General features: G+C 71.0%; 18 protein-coding genes. 7 read left to right on the top strand and 11 right to left on the bottom strand.

Annotated features, from left to right (window positions below; genetic code table 11):
* Position 1: 1 nt before the first annotated feature.
* From ABT254_RS41570 to ABT254_RS41585, 4 genes are all read right to left on the bottom strand, one after another.
* Positions 2–550, bottom strand: coding sequence for an EamA family transporter (locus ABT254_RS41570; RefSeq protein WP_351482632.1), 549 nt, complete (start codon positions 548–550; stop codon positions 2–4).
* Complete coding sequence (locus ABT254_RS41575; RefSeq protein WP_351482634.1) at positions 501–872, bottom strand: hypothetical protein; 372 nt, start codon at positions 870–872, stop codon at positions 501–503. The genes ABT254_RS41570 and ABT254_RS41575 overlap by 50 nt, the downstream gene beginning before the upstream one ends.
* A gap of 62 nt (positions 873–934) precedes the next feature.
* The gene (locus ABT254_RS41580; RefSeq protein WP_030937893.1) at positions 935–1,120 is read right to left on the bottom strand and encodes a hypothetical protein; all 186 of its coding nucleotides are present in this window, start codon (positions 1,118–1,120) and stop codon (positions 935–937) included.
* 99 nt (positions 1,121–1,219) lie between these two features.
* Positions 1,220–2,380 (bottom strand): ROK family protein, encoded by a 1,161-nt coding sequence (locus ABT254_RS41585; RefSeq protein ID WP_351482636.1) that lies wholly within the window; start codon positions 2,378–2,380, stop codon positions 1,220–1,222.
* Positions 2,381–2,610: 230 nt separating this feature from the next.
* Between ABT254_RS41585 and ABT254_RS41590 the strand changes: the two genes are divergently transcribed.
* Positions 2,611–3,810, top strand: a complete 1,200-nt coding sequence (locus tag ABT254_RS41590; RefSeq protein ID WP_351482638.1) for a Gfo/Idh/MocA family protein — start codon at positions 2,611–2,613, stop codon at positions 3,808–3,810.
* A gap of 25 nt (positions 3,811–3,835) precedes the next feature.
* Here ABT254_RS41590 and ABT254_RS41595 read toward each other — a convergent pair whose 3' ends face one another.
* Together ABT254_RS41595 and ABT254_RS41600 are read right to left on the bottom strand one after the other, a co-directional pair.
* Positions 3,836–4,534, bottom strand: coding sequence for a L,D-transpeptidase family protein (locus tag ABT254_RS41595; protein WP_351482640.1), 699 nt, complete (start codon positions 4,532–4,534; stop codon positions 3,836–3,838).
* 200 nt (positions 4,535–4,734) lie between these two features.
* Positions 4,735–5,532, bottom strand: coding sequence for an SDR family NAD(P)-dependent oxidoreductase (locus ABT254_RS41600; protein ID WP_351482642.1), 798 nt, complete (start codon positions 5,530–5,532; stop codon positions 4,735–4,737).
* Between the two features lie 49 nt (positions 5,533–5,581).
* Between ABT254_RS41600 and ABT254_RS41605 the strand changes: the two genes are divergently transcribed.
* A complete protein-coding gene (locus tag ABT254_RS41605; RefSeq protein WP_351482644.1) occupies positions 5,582–6,115 on the top strand; it encodes a hypothetical protein in 534 nt (177 codons plus the stop codon).
* Positions 6,116–6,117: 2 nt separating this feature from the next.
* Here the strand turns inward: ABT254_RS41605 and ABT254_RS41610 are convergent, their stop codons facing one another.
* The 4 genes from ABT254_RS41610 to ABT254_RS41625 form a co-directional block, all read right to left on the bottom strand.
* Positions 6,118–7,032, bottom strand: a complete 915-nt coding sequence (locus tag ABT254_RS41610; RefSeq protein WP_351482646.1) for an SDR family oxidoreductase — start codon at positions 7,030–7,032, stop codon at positions 6,118–6,120.
* A gap of 75 nt (positions 7,033–7,107) precedes the next feature.
* Positions 7,108–7,482 carry a DUF4180 domain-containing protein gene (locus tag ABT254_RS41615; RefSeq protein ID WP_351482648.1) on the bottom strand — a complete coding sequence of 125 codons (375 nt, stop codon included), beginning with the start codon at positions 7,480–7,482 and terminating at the stop codon, positions 7,108–7,110.
* Positions 7,483–7,502: 20 nt separating this feature from the next.
* Positions 7,503–8,132, bottom strand: a complete 630-nt coding sequence (locus ABT254_RS41620; RefSeq protein WP_351482650.1) for an MBL fold metallo-hydrolase — start codon at positions 8,130–8,132, stop codon at positions 7,503–7,505.
* Positions 8,132–9,217 carry an S-(hydroxymethyl)mycothiol dehydrogenase gene (locus tag ABT254_RS41625; RefSeq protein WP_351482652.1) on the bottom strand — a complete coding sequence of 362 codons (1,086 nt, stop codon included), beginning with the start codon at positions 9,215–9,217 and terminating at the stop codon, positions 8,132–8,134. Before ABT254_RS41625 ends, ABT254_RS41620 begins: the two co-directional genes overlap by 1 nt.
* A gap of 141 nt (positions 9,218–9,358) precedes the next feature.
* Here ABT254_RS41625 and ABT254_RS41630 point away from each other — a divergent pair, with 141 nt between their 5' ends.
* Positions 9,359–11,113 (top strand): ABC transporter ATP-binding protein, encoded by a 1,755-nt coding sequence (locus tag ABT254_RS41630; RefSeq protein WP_351482654.1) that lies wholly within the window; start codon positions 9,359–9,361, stop codon positions 11,111–11,113.
* Between the two features lie 85 nt (positions 11,114–11,198).
* Here the strand turns inward: ABT254_RS41630 and ABT254_RS41635 are convergent, their stop codons facing one another.
* Complete coding sequence (locus tag ABT254_RS41635) at positions 11,199–12,041, bottom strand: (2Fe-2S)-binding protein (RefSeq protein WP_351482656.1); 843 nt, start codon at positions 12,039–12,041, stop codon at positions 11,199–11,201.
* Between the two features lie 172 nt (positions 12,042–12,213).
* On the opposite strand from ABT254_RS41635, the gene ABT254_RS41640 reads away from it, so the two are divergent.
* Genes ABT254_RS41640 through ABT254_RS41655 form a run of 4 tightly spaced genes read left to right on the top strand, consistent with a single transcriptional unit; the run spans position 12,214 to position 16,111 of the window.
* On the top strand, positions 12,214–13,206 hold the full coding sequence (locus ABT254_RS41640; protein ID WP_351482672.1) for a FecCD family ABC transporter permease: 993 nt from the start codon (positions 12,214–12,216) through the stop codon (positions 13,204–13,206).
* Complete coding sequence (locus ABT254_RS41645) at positions 13,203–14,252, top strand: FecCD family ABC transporter permease (protein ID WP_351482658.1); 1,050 nt, start codon at positions 13,203–13,205, stop codon at positions 14,250–14,252. Before ABT254_RS41640 ends, ABT254_RS41645 begins: the two co-directional genes overlap by 4 nt.
* Positions 14,249–15,058, top strand: coding sequence for an ABC transporter ATP-binding protein (locus tag ABT254_RS41650; protein ID WP_351482659.1), 810 nt, complete (start codon positions 14,249–14,251; stop codon positions 15,056–15,058). Before ABT254_RS41645 ends, ABT254_RS41650 begins: the two co-directional genes overlap by 4 nt.
* 33 nt (positions 15,059–15,091) lie before the next feature.
* Entirely contained in the window at positions 15,092–16,111 is a 1,020-nt protein-coding gene (locus tag ABT254_RS41655; RefSeq protein ID WP_351482661.1) for an ABC transporter substrate-binding protein, read from the top strand.
* The last annotated feature ends 129 nt before the right edge of the window (positions 16,112–16,240 follow it).

Consider the following 16,240-nt stretch of genomic DNA (forward strand, 5'->3'; position numbering starts at 1 on the left):
TTCAGCCGAGCGTCAGCAGGACCGTGGCGGCCGCGGCGCCCAGCAGGCCGGCCGTCTGCCGTGGGGTGACGCGTTCGTGCAGCAGGGCCAGGCCGAGGACGACGGGAAGTGCGGGGTAGAGGGAGGCGAGGACGACGGCGACGGCGAGCAGCTGCCGCTGGGCGGCGAGCAGATAGAGGATCAGCCCGAGGGCGGCACCGGCGCCGACGAGGAGGGCCTGGGCGGTGAGGCCTCCCGGCAGCCGCAGGTGCCGTCGGTGCCGGGTCGCGGTGGGCAGCAGCAGGAGCACGGCGGCGACGCGGCCCGCGGCCACCGGCCACAGTCCGGCGGAGGATCCCGCCAGTCCGAGCGCGACGTACTGCACGGCGACCCCGGCGCTCGCCAGCAGACCGTCTCCCACCTGCCCGCCCGCGCCCCGGCCGCCTGCTCCCCCGCCGGCAACGAGCCAGAGCGCGGGGACGGTCACCGCGATGCCGGTCCAGGCCAGGGCGCCGGGGCGGTCACCGAGGACGAGCACTCCGCACAGCACGGACAGGGCGACGCCGGTCACCGCTGATGGGGACGATCACGCTCATCGCGCCGCGACTGAGTCCGCGGTTGAGGAAGTGCATGGCGGTGCCGCTGCCGACGCCGGAGAGGGCTCCCCAGAGCAGGTCGGCGGGGCGGACGGCGTCGGCGGGCACCAAGAGGGCGGCCGTGCTCGCAAGGAGCAGGCCGCCCAGCTGACCGAGGAAGGTGATCGAGGTGAAGGGAGCGCGGCGGGACAGCAGCCCGCCGACGGTGGGGGCACCTCCCGGCTCGAGCGAAGCCGAGAGCTGGGGGACGACGAGGCCGTAGCAGACCGCCGAGGCCAGTGCGAGGAGAGGGCCCATCCGGTGTGGGGTGCCCCGGTCGGGGGCACCGATGCGCGGCGGCGGGCCTCAGCGGGTGGTGCTCAGGCCGCCCGCGCGGGCTGCGGGGCCGCGGCGGCCCACTCCAGGACGAGGCGCTGGTACTCCTCGCGCTGCTCGCCGCTCAGTGTCCCGCCCGACCGGCGCCACAGGGCCCGGATCTCCTCGTTGACCTCGGCTGCCGAGCGCTCGGAGACGGGTTCAACAGTGGTGGACATGGTGTGAAGCATACGGCTCCGGAGGTGAAGGCGCTGTGAGTAAGGCGACATCAAGCGGGCATATCGGACGTGTTGCTGATCACGTCCATCTGGCAGCGCGGGTCGCCGAGTTCAGGCTTCCGCCGTCCCCAGTACCAGCACCTGGATCGCGAGGACGGCCGCGCCGCGGGCCCAGTCGTGGAAGTCGGACACCTTGGTCTCCAGCGGGACCGGGCGGGCCATCGGATGCCGCTGGGCGGCGATCGTCCGCCGGACCGTGTCTCCGGCCACATCCATCAGGCCGACCCCCTCGCCGGCGAGAAGGATCTTCTGCGGCATGACGAAGTTGGCGATCTGGGCGACCAGGGTGCCGAGGGCGCGTGCCGCCTCGTCGATGACGCGGGCGGGCATGGGCTCGCCGGCGGCGGCGAGCGTGAGGATCTCTTCGTAGGTCCGGTCGTGGCCGGTGGCGGCCCGGACCTGATAGCGGATGCTGGAGATGGTCAGCAGTGAGACGGCACTGCCGCGTTCGCCGTCGGGGGTGAGCGGCCCGTTGGGGTTGATGATCCAGTGGCGGCCGAAGCCGCGGTCCTCCTCGGCGCAGGAGACCCGTTCGCCGCCCAGCACCAGTCCGTAGCCGATGCCGGCGCCGATGGTGAGGACGACGAAGCGCTCCAGGCCCCGCCCGGCCCCGAACCAGGTCTCGGCCTCGACGAGGGCGGCGACATCGTTCTCGACGACGACGGGCAGCCCGGTGCGCTCCTCCACCAGCCCGGCCAGCGGGACGTCCCGCCACCCGAGGAACGGCGACTCCCCCACCACGGCCCGGTCCTCGACCAGCCCGCCCACGCCGATTCCGATGCCGGCGAGCCGCGGGTGGATGCGGGCGAGCTCGGCCGTCATCCCGGCCAGCACGTCGGCGACCTCGGCCGGCTCGTGGGTGGTCAGCGGGCGGTCGTGGCGGGCGACGATGTCGCTGCGGAGGGTGGTCACGACGCCGTAGACCATGTCCTCGGTGATCTTGAAGCCGATGAAGGAGCGGGACTCGGCGACGACGGCCAGCGGTTGCGAGGGGCGCCCCTGGCGCACCTCCGCCGGCGCTCCGGCCTCGGCGACCTCGATCAGCAGTCCCGATTCGATCAGCGGTTTGGTCAGCCGGGTGAGGCTGCCCGCGGAGAGGTCGAGGCGCCGGGCGAGTTCGGTACGCGACAGCGGGCCGTTGACGAGCACCTCGATCGCCACCGAGCGCTCACCGGGGCTCAGCGGAAGCCAGCTGTCGGCAACTGTGGTCATGAAGGTCAGACTCCACCTGATTTTTTCCGTCATGGAAGCAACCAGGTCAGCGTAGCGCCGTAGACCTTGCCCCAAAAAGATAGGCGCAAGCCTCTTGACGCATGGATTCTTTCGAACCAAAAGTAAATGGCGTGAGGACGAGCCGCCGAACAGAGGACGGGACGGGCCAAGGCCCGTCAGACCAACGACCAGATCAATCTCATCCCCTCCCAGTGAAGGACACTCCTTTCATGACGTTCTCGCTCGGCATCGTCGGTGCCGGCCAGTTCTCCGGCCAGTTCGCCACCCTCTTCCAAGCCCACCCCGGCGTCAGCGACGTCTACGTCACCGACCTCCTGCCCGAACGGGCCGAACAGCTCGCCGCCGCACAGCAGTTGGCGGGCACCTTCCCCTCGTACGAGGCCATGCTGGAGTCACCCGCCGTCGACGCGGTCGCCATCTTCACCCAGCGCTGGACCCACGGACCGCTGGTCCTGCAGGGCCTGGGCGCCGGCAAGCACGTCTACTCGGCGGTCCCCATGGCGATAGCCACCGAGGAGATCGCCGCCATCATCGACGCGGTCAAGGCGACCGGGCTGACGTACATGATGGGCGAGACCAGCCAGTACAACCCGGCGACCGTGCACGCCCGCAACCAGATCGCCGAGGGCGCCTTCGGGCGGATCTTCTACGCCGAGGGCGACTACGTCCACGACATGGATCTGGGGTTCTACGAGGCCTACCAGTACAGCGGCGGCGAGAACTGGAAGCAGACCGCCAGCTATCCCCCGCTGCTCTACCCGACCCACTCGGTGGGCGGAGTGCTCGGTGCCTGGCAGACCCACGCCGTGAGCGTGTCGGCGATCGGCGTGGTCGACGAGCGCGGCGACGGCGTCTTCGACAAGGACGTCAGCCAGTTCGGCAACGACTTCTCCAACGCGACCGCGCTGTTCGAGGTGGCCGGCGGCGGGTCGTTCCGTACGAACGAGTTCCGGCGGGTGGGCTATCCCTCGCACATCCGGGAGTCGCGGTTCCGGTTCTTCGGGACCGAGGCCAGCATGGAGCAGCTCGCGACGGTGGCGCTGTGGCAGGACAAGAAGGGCGTGAAGGACATCAGCGAGCTGCTGGAGCCCAAGCCCACCCTGTCCCCTGACGACCCGTCACTCCAGCACATCGCGCCGGATCTGCGGGCCGCCTTCACCTCCGGTTCGGCGCCGGTGCACGACCGGACGCGGCTGCCGAGGGAGTTCGACCACCTGCACAACGGGCACGAGGGCAGCCACCACTTCCTCGTCGACGACTTCGTGACCGCCGTGAACACGCGGTCGCTGCCGTCGGTGAACGCATGGGTGGCCGCCCGCTACACCCTGCCGGGCATCGTCGCGCACGAGTCGGCGCGGCAGGGTGGCGTCAGGCTGGAGATCCCGGACTTCGGGGACGCGCCGCAGTAGGCGGGAGCCGGGGCCGGGTGCCTGCTCAGGTGCCCGGCTTGCGGCCGTAGACGAAGACGTCGTCGCCCGTCTTCAGCAGGTCCCAGTACTTCTTCGCCGTGGTGGGGGTCATGTTGACGCAGCCGTGCGAGCCGGGCGGGTTCCACATGCTGAGGTTGACCGAGTGGAAGGCCTGGCCGCCGTCGAAGAACTGGCTGTAGGGCATGGGCACGTTGTAGATGTTCGAGACGTGGTTCTTGTCCCGCCAGTAGATCTTCTTCAGGCCGGTGCGGGTCTCGTAGCCGTCGCGGCCGGTGCGGACCGGCACGGGGCCGTAGACGAGCCTGCTGCCGTCCTGGATCCAGCTGAGCTGGAGGGTCAGGTTCACGCAGGCTATGCGGCCCTTGTTGGTCGGGCAGGCGCCGTCCCGGTTCGGGTCGCTGCCGACGGCCTTCTGCTTGTTCATGAGGTCCATCACGCCCCAGGTGACGGAACCCGCGTAGCCGATGTTCGGGGTGATGCCGTGCTTGGTCTGGAAGGCCTTGATGGCCTTGCAGTCGGTGGCGGACTGCTTGCCGTCGACGGTCAGGCCGAGGAACTTCTCCACCTGCTTCTGGTACGGCCCGGTCTGTGTGGTGCAGCCCGTGGCCGCCTGCGCGGGCGCCGTCCCCAGCGCGAGTGCGAGCGGTGCCACCAGTCCGGTGATCCCGAGTGCGACGGCACCCCGTCTGCGTATGTCCCCCATGGCCTGCCTTGCCTTTCGTCCGGATGGGTCGGTCGGATCTGCGATTCCTGCCAGCTAGACCGGCGTCCGGTGCGATCGGTTGCAAGGCCTCCTCACGATGCGACGAAACGGTGACATTCGCAGTGCCGAAGGTCACAGGGTGATGCACGCCCCAGGGAAGGACCGCCTACGCATCTGGTGTCTCACCTGTCACGTACGACTCAGATGTCCCGGCTCTGCCGTGTCGTCCTGAGGAATCCTGTGTTCACCGCGGTGACACCGCCGTCGACCGTGAGCGAGGTGCCGGTGATCCAGGACGCCTCGCGGGAGGCGAGGAAGGCGACCGCGGCGGCGATGTCGGCCGGCTCCCCGACCCTGCCGAGGGGGTACAGCGGACGCAAGGCCTCGAGCTCGTCCTCGCGGCCCTCCCACGCCGAGGTGCGTACCGTGCCGGGCATCACGAGGTTGACGCGGACGCCCCGTGCGGCGACGTGTGCGGCCATGGTGCGGGTGAGGGAGAGCAGAGCGGCCTTGGCCGCGCTGTAGGCGTGGTTGCCGAAGTCCTGAAGGGCGTTGACGGAACCGATGTTGACGACGGCGCCGCGGCCGGAGGCGGCCAGGTGCGGGAGGGCCGCGCGGCAGCAGCGGTAGGTTCCGGTGAGGGTGATGTCGAGGTCGCGGTCCCATGCCTCGTCCGGGCCGTCCTCGAAGAGCGCGGTGTCGGGGGTGCAGCTCGCCGCGCTGTTGACCAGGACGTCCAGCGAGCCGAAGGCGTCCACGGCATGCGCGACGGCCGCCTCCACCGAGGACCGGTCGGCCACGTCGCACCCCAACGCTTCGGCGGCGAGGCCCTGTTCACGCAGGGCGTTCGCTGTCCTCTCCGCCTCGGCCGGATCGACGTCGGTCAGCAAGACCCGCGCCCCTTCTTCGGCCAGCCGCCGGGCGGTCGCGGCGCCGATGCCGCGGGCCGCCCCGGTGACGAGAACTCCGTACCCGTCGAAGCGCTTCGTGTCAGCCATGGGCCGAAGCTACTCCCCGGACGATCATCGGGGCAGATAGCGTGCGCCCATGTCGGCATTTCTGCAGCAACTCCCCGCCCTGATAGGCGTCGTGATCGGCGCCCTTGGTTCCTATCTGGCAGTGGTGCGGGGCGACCGGGCGCGGTTCCGCCGGGAGCAGGCCGCGCGCTGGGAGGAGCGGCGGTTTGCGGCGTACGTCGACTATGCGCGGACGCTGAAGAGGTCCGTCACGCTGACCTACCAAATCGCCTCCCACCTAGGTCATGACCCGCACCCGCACCCGCTCTCCTTGCAGGAAGCGGAATCCCAACTGGCCGAGGCGATGGCGGCGCGCGATCCCGCCTGGGAAGCGCTGCTGCTCCTGGGGAGCCCGGATGTGGTGGAAAAGGCCAGGACGTGGGTGCTGACGCTCATCGACATGGAGCAGTTCGTGCGCCTCGACTCCCGCGAAACGGCTGACTGGCATGCGTTGCTCGAACGACAGCGCACCAGCCGCGACGGCTACTACACGGCTGTGCGGAACGACTTGGCGTTGCCGCAAGGTCACTCTGCGCTGTGGTCCCCGCCGATGCTGCGCCGCTGACCTCACCGGTAGCCGGTCACATCCGCCGGCTTCCCCGCGTCCTGGACCTCGACGAGGTACCGCCAGGCGTCCGGGCGGCTGCCGTCGAGGTCCGTGAAGCCGTACTCCCGGGCGAGTGAGCCGCTGGAGAGGGACGCGCCGTTCCACCGGGCCACGTCGGGGTCGGCGGCGAGGGCGGCGACGGCGCGGCCCACGTAGCGCGGGGTCTCGGAGATGGCGAAGTGGGGGACGCGTTCGAGGGCGTCGCGCCAGTTGTCCTCGCGGACGCCGAAGTGGTCGAGCATGATCTCCGAGCGCAGCCAGCCGGGTGTCAGGGCGACGGCCGTCGCCCCGCGTGGTCCGAGCTCATGGCCCAGGGCGAAGGCCATCCGCAGCACGGACGTCTTGGCGAGGTCGTAGAAGAAGGACACGCGGTAGGTGTCGCGGTTGTACTCGGCGGTTCCGTCCGTCACCTCGACGACCAGGCCGCCGGGGTGGCGCAGGAGGAGGGGCAGGGCGTGGTGGCTGGTGATCGCATGGGTTTCGACGGCGAGCCGGAGCAGCCGCAGCCCCTTGTCGAGGTCGTGCTCCCAGAGCGGCCTGTCCCATGCGAAGAGGTTCTCACCACCCCAGATGTCGTTGACGAGGACGTCGAGGCGGCCCTGTTCGTCCGCGATGCGGTCCACGAGGGTGCGGACCTGCGCGGGGTAGAGGTGGTCGGTGGGTACGGCGATGCCCTGGCCGCCCGCCTCGGTGACGAGGTCGGCGGTGTCCTCGATGGTCTCGGGGCGGTCGTACTCCGAGCGCTGCGCGCGGGTGGTGCGTCCGGTGACGTAGACCGTGGCACCGGACGCGCCGAGTTCCACGGCGATCCCGCGGCCCGCGCCCCGCGTCGCCCCGGCGACCAGCGCCACCTTGCCCTTCAGTGGTGCGGACATGTCCGGCCTCCCTTTCCCCTACGGCTGTTGTCTCCGTCGAGGGTGCCGGGAAAGCCGGACATCTTCTGTCACCTTTTACGGTTGCAGTCTCGCGGCGAGGGCGTCCTCGTCCGCCAGGAACCAGATGTGGCCGCCCTGGTTGGTCTCGTGGACGAAGTCGCGCAGTGCCGAGCTCCCGGCAACATGCCGGGACAGGTCGCCGACGACGGCCAGGCGCACCCGGTAGTTCACGAATTTCTGCAGGACCGCGCCCGCGACCCCCGACCGCAGCCGGAAGAACTCGTCCGCCACCCGCTCCACGGGCAGCGCGACCAGCTCCGCCTCGTACCCCATCGCATCGCCGATCAGATCGAGCGCGGCCTGTTCACCGTCGAGCAGCGGGCCGTCGGGCGTACAGCGCAGGACGCGTACGCCGTGGAGGTCTTCGAGCGTTCCGGGGGTCGTGGTCATGGGACGTGATCCTAGGAGTTTCAGTGGCCGCGAGCGATCCATTCCTCCAGGTGGGGTGCTTCGGCGCCGATGGTGGTCGGATCGCCGTGGCCGGTGAGGACCCTGGTCTCCGGGGGGAGGGTGAGCAGGCGGTCGCGGAGGGAGTCGATGATCGTCGGGAAGTGGGAGTAGGAGCGGCCGGTCGCTCCGGGGCCGCCCTGGAAGAGGGTGTCGCCGGTGAAGACCGCGGCCAGGGCGGGGTCGTACAGGCAGACGGCGCCCGGCGCATGGCCCGGGGTGTGGATGACGGTCAGGTCGACCCCTGCCGCCTCGATGACCTGGCCGTCGCTCAGATGGGCGTCGGGGTCGCGGTCGGGGTGGGTGAGCTTCCACAGCGGCAGGTCGTCGGGGTGCAGCCAGATGGTCGCGCCGGTGCGCTCGGCGAGCGCGGGCGCGGCGTCGATGTGGTCGTTGTGGGCGTGGGTGCACACGATGGCCGCGAGGCGGCGGTCCCCGACGGCCTCGGCGATGGCCTCGGCGTCGTGAGCGGCGTCGATGACGATCACCTCGTGGTCGTCGCCGACGATCCACACGTTGTTGTCCACCTCCCAGGTGCCGCCGTCCAGGCTGAAGGTGCCGGAGGTGACGAGGCGTTCGATGCGGGCGGCCATCACAGCACCACCACCGAGCGCAGTACGTCGCCGTGGTGCATTCGCTCGAACGCCTTCTCCACGTCGGTGAGTTGGATGGTCTCGGTGACGAACTTGTCCAGCGGCAGGCGGCCCTGCAGATGCAGGTCGACGAGCATCGGGAAGTCGCGGGAGGGCAGGCAGTCGCCGTACCAGGACGACTTCAGGGATCCGCCGCGCCCGAACACGTCCAGGAGGGGCAGTTCGAGCTTCATCTCGGGGGTCGGCACTCCGACGAGGACGACCGTGCCGGCGAGATCGCGGGCGTAGAAGGCCTGCTGGTACGTCTCCGGGCGGCCGACCGCCTCGATGACGACGTCGGCGCCGAAGCCGCCGGTCAGCTCGCGGATGGCCGCCACCGGGTCGCTCTCCTTGGAGTTGACGGTGTGCGTGGCGCCCATCTCGCGCGCCTTGGCCAGCTTCCGGTCGTCGATGTCCACCGCGATGATCTTCGCGGCGCCCGCAAGGTTCGCTCCCGCGATCGCCGCGTCACCCACGCCGCCGCAGCCGATGACGGCGACCGTGTCGCCGCGGCCGACGTTGCCGGTGTTGATCGCCGCGCCGATCCCGGCCATCACCCCGCAGCCCAGCAGCCCGGCCACCTGCGGCGCGACGCTCGCGTCCACCTTCGTGCACTGCCCGGCCGCCACCAGGGTCTTCTCCGCGAAGGCACCGATGCCCAGCGCCGGGGAGAGTTCGGTGCCGTCGGTGAGGGTCATCTTCTGCTCGGCGTTGTGGGTGTTGAAGCAGTACCAGGGCCGTCCCCGCAGACAGGCCCGGCAATTCCCGCACACGGCACGCCAGTTGAGAATCACGAAGTCGCCGGGTGCGACGTCCGTGACGCCCGCGCCGACCGACTCCACCACACCGGCCGCCTCATGGCCGAGCAGGAAAGGGAAGTCGACGCTGATTCCGCCCTGCTTGTAGTGCAGATCGGTATGACACACCCCGCACGCCTGGATCCGTACGACCGCCTCCCCCGGGCCGGGGTCCGGCACGACGATCGTCTCCACCCGCACCGGCTCGCCCTTGCCCGGTGCGATCACGCCGCGTACTTCCTGCGCCATGGCGTCGAAACCTTTCGTCTGCGGATGTCCGTACTTCCGACCCTACGGGTGACTGATCAGTAACGGTGCCGGAGCAGGCTGCCTCGGGGCGGCTGCCGACCGACGTAGCCTGAATGCTCCGCACGACTCCCGAGGAGCGCCGTGAGCACCCCAGAGACCGAGCCCCGGCCGCCCGCCTGGCGGCTGCTCCTCGCCCATGTACGGCCGCACCGGTGGACCCTGCTGATGGGCGCACTGTTGTCGCTGGTCACGGGGGCCACCGGGCTGCTGCTGCCGCTGGTGGCGAAGGGGCTCATCGACGATCTGTCGCACGACCGGGCCATCACCGGCGCGCTGCTCGCCATGTCGGGGCTGGTGGTCACCAACGCCGCGGTGGGCGCGCTCGGTTCGTATGTGCTGCGGCGGACCGCGGAGTCGGTGGTGCTGGGCGCGCGGCGCGCCCTGTCCTCGTATCTGCTGCGGCTGCGCATCCCCGCGGTGGACCGCAGCGAGCCGGGCGACCTGATGGCCCGCGTCACCTCCGACACCACGCTGCTGCGCGAGGTCACCACCGATTCGCTGGTCGGCCTGGGCACGGGCGGGCTCACCCTCGTCGCGACGGTGGTGATGATGGGGCTGGTGGATCCGGTGCTGCTAGGCGTCACCCTGTGCGTGATCCTCGGGGCGGGCACGGTGCTCGGTGTGATCGTGCCGCGCATCAACCGGGCCAGCCGGCAGGCGCAGGACGCGGTCGGTGTCATGGGGGCCTCGTTGGAGCGGATACTCGGCGCGCTGCGCACGGTGAAGGCCTCGGGTGCCGAGGACCGGGAGGAGCGGACGCTGCACGAGGCCGCCGAGGAGTCGTGGCGGCAGAGCGTGCGCGCCGCCAAGTGGTCGGCCGCGGCGGGCAACACGGCCGGTCTCGCGATGCAGATCGCCTTCATCACGGTGCTCGCGGTGGGCGGTGCACGGGTGGCGACCGGGGCTATCCAGATCGGCACGCTGGTCGCGTTTTTGCTGTACGTCTTCTATCTGATGTCGCCGATCCAGCAGGTGGTCGGCGCGATCACGCAGTACCAGACGGGTGCCGCCGCCCTCGCCCGTATCCAGGAGGCGCTGAGTCTGTCCTCCGAACCGGCGGCCCGGCCCGCGCCGTTGCCCACCCCGGGGGCCGAGCCGGCCGCTGTCGTCTTCGACGAGGTCCGCTTCCGGTACGCCGACGATCTGCCGTTCGTCCATCACGGGGTGACGTTCGCCGTGCCGGCCCGTGGCATGACGGCGTTCGTCGGCCCGTCCGGCGCGGGCAAGACCACGGTGTTCTCGCTCATCGAGCGGTTCTACGATCCCGAGTCCGGCACCATCACGCTGGACGGAATCGCCCTGCGGGACTGGGAGTTGCCGAGGCTCCGGTCGGCGATCGGCTATGTGGAGCAGGACGCCCCCGTGCTGTCGGGTTCGCTGCGGGACAATCTGCTGCTGGGCAACCCGGATGCGGACGACGACGCCGTGACGCGCGTGCTGAAGACGACCCGGCTGGACGGCCTGGTCGCCCGACTGCCCGGCGGCCTCGACACGCTGGTGGGGCACCGCGGCACCAAGCTGTCGGGCGGCGAGCGGCAGCGGGTCGCCATCGCCCGTGCCCTGTTGCGCAGGCCACGGCTGCTGTTGCTCGACGAGGCGACCTCGCAGCTGGATGCGGTCAATGAGGCGGCGCTGCGGGATACGGTCGGCGATGTCGCCCGCACTACAACGGTTCTTGTCGTGGCGCACCGGCTGTCGACTGTGACGATGGCCGATCGGATTGTGGTGATGGATGCGGGGCGGGTGCGGGCGGTGGGGACCCATCGGGAGTTGGTTGCCGCGGATCCGTTGTATGCCGAGTTGGCGGCCACGCAGTTTCTTGCCACTGGGGATTGAGGCTTCTTCGTTTGACTGCGGGCTCGTTGTGGCTGGTCGCGCAGTTCCCCGCGCCCCTTGAGGGGCGCCCCCGGCCGTCTCCTTCTCAGTTCTGGAGTCTGCGCAAGCGTTCCGCGTCGCCTGTGCGCGGGCACGTCACGCACGCCTCGGCAGGGCGGATCGCGTAGAACATGCAGCAGCCGGTGCGCGTGCGGGTCGGGTGTCGTCGGCCATCGTCGCCAGTCAGGTGGCGGAAGGCGGCGCCGCCCGGGTACGGGGGCACGGCGATCGGGAGCACTTCGGTGGCGGCCCGTACGGCGGCGGCCTCCTGGCCCAGCATGCGGCCGAGGTACCAGATGCCGGAGACGAGGTCGTCGGCGACCAGGCCCCACAGGGAACGCGCCCCGCGTCGTGCGACGGGGCCGACCGCGGCCAGCAGCGGACGCATGTGGTCGGCCGTCGACATGCGCAACGCGGCCCGCAGGGAGTCTTCCTGAGGTGCCGTCAGTGCGCCGGGAAGTGAGGCGAGAGGGTCGCCGGGCAGACAGGCGAGCTCGGTGCCGGGGGTGATCTCGTACGTATCCGTGGCGAGATCGAGGCGCAGGTCCTCGGGGCGGATGCGGGGTACGCGCCGTTCGAGGTACCAGGTCCCGCCCAGCAGGACGCCGAGGGTCCAGGCGTAGCCGTGCAGGGCGCGTGAGGCGGCGACGTCGCGGCGCGCGGTGACGCCGTATCGGGCGTGGATGCGGGCCGCCTCGGCGTCGACGAAGGCGTCGAGCGCACTGCGGTCCGACGCCAACGCGGCTGCGGTGACCGCGGCCCGCGCCTCGTGGCCCGGCGCGACGACCCGTACGTCCAGCGATGCGCAGATGTCGGTGAGTCTGCGGTAGGCGGCGCCCAGGGCATGCGTGACGGCACCGGCGGGCGGGGTCCTCAGAGCCACGGGCATGGGCGCTCCAGCACAGAAAGTTGAGAGAAGATTGCCAAGGCAAGGCTTACCTTACTTCAGCGGATCATGGAACCCCCACGTCAGGGTCACCTCACAGCCAATTGAAAAGTAAAGCAAGGCTAGCCTAAGCTCACCGCTTGTGACTGCGACCCAACGGGGCGCACCGGTCGGTGTGCCCTTCCATGCCCTCAGACACCTCCCCGTGTTCCTCGCCGGACTGGGCGCCCTGGTGCTCTGCACCGCGCTGAGTCTCGCGCTCGGTGCCCGGTCGGTGCCCCTGTCCACGGTGGCCGACGCGCTGTTCGGCCACGCCCGGGGCCGGGAGGCGCTCGTGGTCACCGGGCTGCGGCTGCCGCGTACCGTCATCGGTCTCGCGGTGGGCGCCGCGCTCGGGGTCGCCGGGGCCGTCGCCCAGGGCATCACCCGCAATCCGCTCGCCTCGCCGACCACCCTCGGCATCAACGCGGGCGCCGGTTTCGCGGTCGTCGTCGCGATCTTCGCGCTGAAGCTCAACGACCCTGTTCAGTACGTGTGGTTCGCGTTCGCGGGGGCCGCGGGCGCCGCCCTGTTCGCCCAGGCACTGGCCCGCCGCGCCGGCGACATCGATCCCGTACGGCTCGCCCTCGGCGGCACCGTGCTCCAACTGGTACTGCTGTCCTGGACGTCGGCGGTGATGCTGCTGAACCAGCGCACGCTCGACGAGGCCCGCTTCTGGCTGGCCGGCTCCCTGTCCGGCAGGCCTCTCGACGTGCTGTGGCCGGTGCTGCCGACCCTGCTGCTCGGCCTGGTGGTCGCCCTCGCCGTGTCACCTGCCCTCAACGCCCTTGCCCTGGGCGACGATTCGGCTCAGGCGCTCGGGGTGCCGGTGGCCCGGATCCGGCTGGCCGGCGGTGTCGCCGTGGTCCTGCTCGCGGGTTCGGCGGTCGCCGTGGCCGGACCGGTCGCCTTCATCGGCCTCGCCGCTCCTCATCTCGTACGGCCCCTGCTGGGCGCCGACCACCGGCTGCTGGTGCCCGGTTGCCTGATCGCCGGGCCGCTGCTGCTGCTCGCGGCCGATGTGCTCGGCCGGATGGTGATCCGCCCCTCGGAGCTGGAGGCCGGGATCGTGACGGCGTTCCTGGGCGCGCCCCTGCTGGCGCTGCTGGCGCGGAAGGCGGCCCGATGACCGCCGTCGTCGCCTCCGCCCCTGCCAAGTCCACGTCCCGCGTCCGGGTACGTCGCCGTGTCCTGGTGTTCGCCGCCAGTGGTCTCGTCGCGCTCTTCGTGCTGCTCACCGTGTCCCTGACGACGGGTGAGATGCCCATGCCGGCGGGCACGGCGCTGCGGGCGCTGGTCGGGCTCGGGGATTCCGGGGATGTGCTGGTGGTGCAGCAGTTCCGGGCGCCCAGGGCGGTGGCGGCGATCGTCGCCGGTGCCGGTCTGGGAGCGGCGGGCTGCGTGCTGCAACGGCTGTTCCGCAATCCTCTGGCATCTCCTGATGTCATGGGCGTGACAGGCGGGGCCTCGCTGGGTGCGGTCGCGCTGATCGCCGCCGGGGCCTCACAGACGCTGATCCCGGTCGGGGCTGTCGGCGGCGGCCTGCTCGCGGCGCTGCTGCTCGGCGTGTTCGCCTGGCGGTCCGGGCTCCCCGTCACCCGGCTGGTGCTCACCGGGCTCGCCGTGCAGGCGGGCTTGGCCGCCGCCGTGAACCTGATGATCGTGCGCTTCCCTGCCGAGCTCGCCGGCTCGGCGCTCCAGTGGACCACCGGCTCGGTGTACGGGCGGACGTGGACGGAGGTGTGGGGAGCGGCCGGCGCCATGGTGCTCGTGCTCGCCGTCGCCCTGGTACTGCACCGGCGGCTGGCCGTGCTCGACCTCGGGGACGAATCGGCGGGTGCGCTGGGCCTGCGGACTTCCGCCGCCCGTCTCCAACTTCTGTTCGTCGCCGTGGCGTTGGCGTCGCTTGCCGCGTCACTTGCCGGCCCGGTGACCTTCGTCGCCCTCGCCGTGCCGCACCTCGTGCGCCTGGTCACCGGTCCGCCGACGGCCGCGTCCCTGGGGCTGGCCGGTCTCACCGGAGCGGTGCTGCTGCTCGCCTCCGACTTGGTGGTGCAGCACCTCCTGCCGATCGAGGGGCTGCCGGTCGGGGCGGTCACCGCCACGCTGGGCGCGCCCTGGCTGCTGGTGCTGATGTTCCGGCAGAGCTCACCCGTCCAGAGGAGCCACGCATGACCAACCAGTTGCAGACCCAGGGCCTCGATCTGCGCTACGGCGACCGGCTCGTCGTCGGCGGGCTCGACCTGACACTGCCGGGCGGCGCCGTCACCGCGATCGTGGGGCCCAACGCCTGTGGGAAGTCGACCCTGTTGCGGGGCCTGAGCCGGCTGCTCGCCCCGTCCGCGGGGACCGTCACACTGGACGGTGCGGACATCCACCGTATGCCGCCGCGGACGCTCGCCCGGCGGATGGGACTGCTGCCCCAGCAGCCGGTCACGCCTGAAGCGATCACCGTCGAGGCCCTCGTACGCCTGGGCCGGTATCCGCACCAGCGGCTGCTGAGTCCCTGGTCGGCCGCGGACCAGCGGGCGGTGGAGGAGGCGCTGGAGCGCACCGGCACCGCTTCCCTGCGCGACCAGCCCGTCGACCGGCTCTCGGGTGGCCAGCGCCAACGCGCCTGGATCGCCCTGGCGTTGGCGCAGGACACCGAGCTGCTCCTGCTCGACGAACCCACCACCTTCCTCGACCTGCGGCACCAGCTCGACGTCCTCGACCTGGTCGCCGCCCTGCACGCCGAGGCCGGCCGCACCGTGGTGATGGTGCTGCACGACCTCGGACAGGCCGCCCGCTACGCGGACCACATGGTGGTCCTCAAGGAGGGCCGCCTCGCCGCCGCCGGCGCCCCGGCCGACGTCCTCGACGCGGACCTGGTCAGGTCCGTGTTCGACGTGGACTGCCGGGTGATCCCCGACCCGGAGACCGGCACCCCGCTGGTCGTCCCGAAGAGCAGCGCGGCCCGGCAACCGGCCGCATCCGCCTGACTCACCACTCCCCTACCAGAAAGACCACCCCCCATGTTCGAGCGCTCTCCCCTGCGCGGAATCGGCCGGCTGATCGCCGTGCTGCTCTCCGTCGTCCTCGGTACGGCCGTACTGGCCGCCTGCGGCAGCGAGAAGACCGACGCGACCGACACGGCCAAGGCCGCCGGTGCGGCATCGGCCGGCTTCCCGCGCACCCTCAAGACGGTGATGGGCGATGTCAAGATCCCCTCGCAGCCGAAGCGGGTCGTGGTGCTCGACACCGGCGAGCTGGACGACGTCACCCTGCTCGGCATCGACCCGGTCGGCGCGGTCGCCCCGCACTTCAAGACGGAAGGCGGCTTCCCGACGTATCTGAAGGGCGAGCTGAGCGGCACCGCCGACGTCGGCCCGCTCCTCGAGCCCAACCTGGAGAAGATCGCGTCCCTGAAGCCGGATCTGATCCTGTCGTCGAAGGTCCGGCACGAGAAGGTCTACGACAAGCTGAGCGCCATCGCCCCGACCGTCTTCACGGAGACCACCGGCGGTGTCTGGAAGCAGAACCTCAAGGTGCACGCCGAGGCGCTCGGCCTGGAGAAGCAGGCCGCCGCGAAGCTCAAGGAGTACGAGACGCAGGCCAAGGCGCTGGGTGAGGCCATCAGCAAGAAGGACGGCGGCACCATGCCCACCGCGTCCGTGGTCCGCTTCATCGCCGGTCCGACCCGCCTCTACCAGACCAACTCCTACAGCGGCGTCGTGCTGAACGACATCGGCTTCAAGCGGCCCAAGACCCAGGTGTCCAACGACCCCGCCGTCACCATGAAGGACGTCAGCCCGGAGGAGATCGACCAGGCCGACGCCGACCTGATCTTCGTGACCACCGCCGACACCCCGGACAAGACCCAGCAGAAGCAGGTCACCTCCAACCCGGTCTGGAAGTCCCTCCCGGCCGTCAAGAACGGCAAGGTCTTCACCGTCCCGGACGAGACGTGGATGTCCGGCATCGGCGTCCAGGCCGCTGAGCAGATGCTGAAGGACGTGGCGAAGGCCACCGGCGTGGAGCTCCCGAAGAAGTAACTCCCGCTCTCTCGGGGCGGGCCGCCGCGGGGCGCCCCCCGCCCCCCCCCCCCCCCCGGGGGGGGGGGGGGGGGGCGGGGGCGGGGTGTGGGTGGCCGAGACCCCCCCCGCAGCGGGGACGCGGGGGTG

The organism is Streptomyces sp. NPDC001137, from assembly GCF_040298885.1.
GTDB lineage: Bacteria > Actinomycetota > Actinomycetes > Streptomycetales > Streptomycetaceae > Streptomyces.